This is a genomic window from Petrotoga olearia DSM 13574 (assembly GCF_002895525.1).
Lineage (GTDB): Bacteria > Thermotogota > Thermotogae > Petrotogales > Petrotogaceae > Petrotoga > Petrotoga olearia.
Genome location: NZ_AZRL01000010.1, coordinates 1 through 1,795, shown reverse-complemented (window position 1 = coordinate 1,795; position 1,795 = coordinate 1). Strand labels below are relative to the sequence as shown.

The window sequence follows — 1,795 nt, the reverse complement described above, 5'->3', positions numbered from 1 at the left end:
AAAACTTGTTTTAACGCCCCTTTGCCCCTCCCACCACCCAATCTAAGGAAGGCACCCGCGGTCCATATAACCTAGCAGTGGAAGGGCTTCACTCCCCACCTATAATAACAAAGGTTTATGTATATAAAAAATGAGGGAATACTTCCCTCATATTGGTGGAGTCGATGGGACTTGAACCCACGACCTCTACCGTGCCATGGTAGCGCGCTCCCAGCTGCGCCACGACCCCGTAAAATATATAAACTCCATTTGAGCATACAAATTATAACATAAGTGTTCTCTTTTTTCAAGCATTTTTTTTAACGTAAAGTCACAATTTATAATTATTTTTACTATTTTAGTCAATGAAATGTTAGAATTCAACTCTGCTTATTAGTGCCCCTTCATTATCGTATAGGGCTGCAGTGTCTCCATCATTATTCCAGATATAAGCTCCTGTCCATTTGAAGTTAGTTGGAGGTTCTTCTATTGCGTTACGGCCTGACAAAATATTCACACATTCTCCAGCTTTAAGTATATACCCATCTGGAAAATTGAACTTTTGACTCCCAACTTCGCTAACCAAAACCCATCCTGTTAAATCAACGTCTTCATCAGTTTTGTTACAGATAGTGACCTTTTCATTAAACACATCTAAGTTAGTAATCAATATAGAATATTTTTGTTGTTCTGATTCTTGGATGTCTTCTATAAGATTAACAGTGTTTATTGGTTCTACGTTAAAATTTATTTTATTGCCTTCACTAATAGATATAATAACTCCCTGTAAATCTGTACGAAAAAGATCTACTTTATGTTTTTCCAATCTTTCTAATACTTCCTGGGACGGATGACCGTAATTATTATTTTTACCTACAGATATAATCGCATACTTTGGATTAACCTCTTTTAAAAACTCTTGTGAAGTTGAAGAACTGGATCCGTGGTGTCCAACCTTAAGAACATCTGCCTTTAAAGGAATATTATTATCTATCATATCCATTTCGGAAATTCTCTCTGCATCTCCTGCAAACAGAAAAGTCGAATTTCCAAAATTCATTTTCATAACGGCACTCCAAGAATTTAGATCTTTTCCATACTCTTTCACAGGACCCACAAAAAACACATTACTGAATGAAGGGTAGCCTATTACAGCAGCTAAAGCAGGGTTGATCAAAGTAATTCCAGCTTTAGCTGTTTTGATATAAGTTCCTTCCTTTCTCACTTCTAAAACAAAATCATTATAGGTTTTCGTAGTATGAGAAACATCTGGGGCATAGACATTTTTAACTTCAAAAGCTTTTAAAACCTCCACCAACCCATCTATGTGATCTGCATCAGGATGGGTAGCTATCAAATATTCTATATCATCAACATTTTGTGAGTTAAGGTAAGTAACTATATCGTCACCATACCAATTATTACCCCCGTCAATTAAAATATCAACATTATCTGGTAATTTTATATAAATTGAATCACCTTGACCAACATCAATAAAATGAACCTCGACATTCGAAGTTATAGGAAGAGATAAACCTGATTTTTCTAAGAACGGAAAATAATCTTCAATAAGCTCTATTAAATTTTTGGTATATTTGACTTTCCAATACATTAGTTCATCTGTTTGGTAGCTACTAACGTAATTCCAGATAAAGCTAGGAGAATTAAAAGATAGAGATAGAGATAGAGAAAGGGAAAAAGGAAGAAGCAATATGCAAAATATCAATAGAACCTTCTTCATGAGCATCTCCTCACTACTTTGCTTATTATATTTTTACTATTTTTAGGAACTCATTGATCGATTTAGCGCCCTCCC

General features: G+C 35.0%; 1 protein-coding gene and 1 tRNA gene. Both read right to left on the bottom strand.

The features are described 5' to 3' along the window. Window positions 1–153 precede the first annotated feature (153 nt). A tRNA-Ala gene (locus X929_RS03930) sits at window positions 154–229 on the bottom strand. Window positions 230–352: 123 nt separating this feature from the next. Beyond that, window positions 353–1,720 carry an MBL fold metallo-hydrolase gene (locus X929_RS09655; protein ID WP_166667816.1) on the bottom strand — a complete coding sequence of 456 codons (1,368 nt, stop codon included), beginning with the start codon at window positions 1,718–1,720 and terminating at the stop codon, window positions 353–355. Window positions 1,721–1,795: the final 75 nt, after the last annotated feature.

Coding starts and splice junctions, on each gene's coding strand:
- X929_RS09655 (WP_166667816.1), bottom strand. CDS start 1,720: ATGAAGAAGGTTCTATTGATATTTTGCATATTGCTTCTTCCTTTTTCC.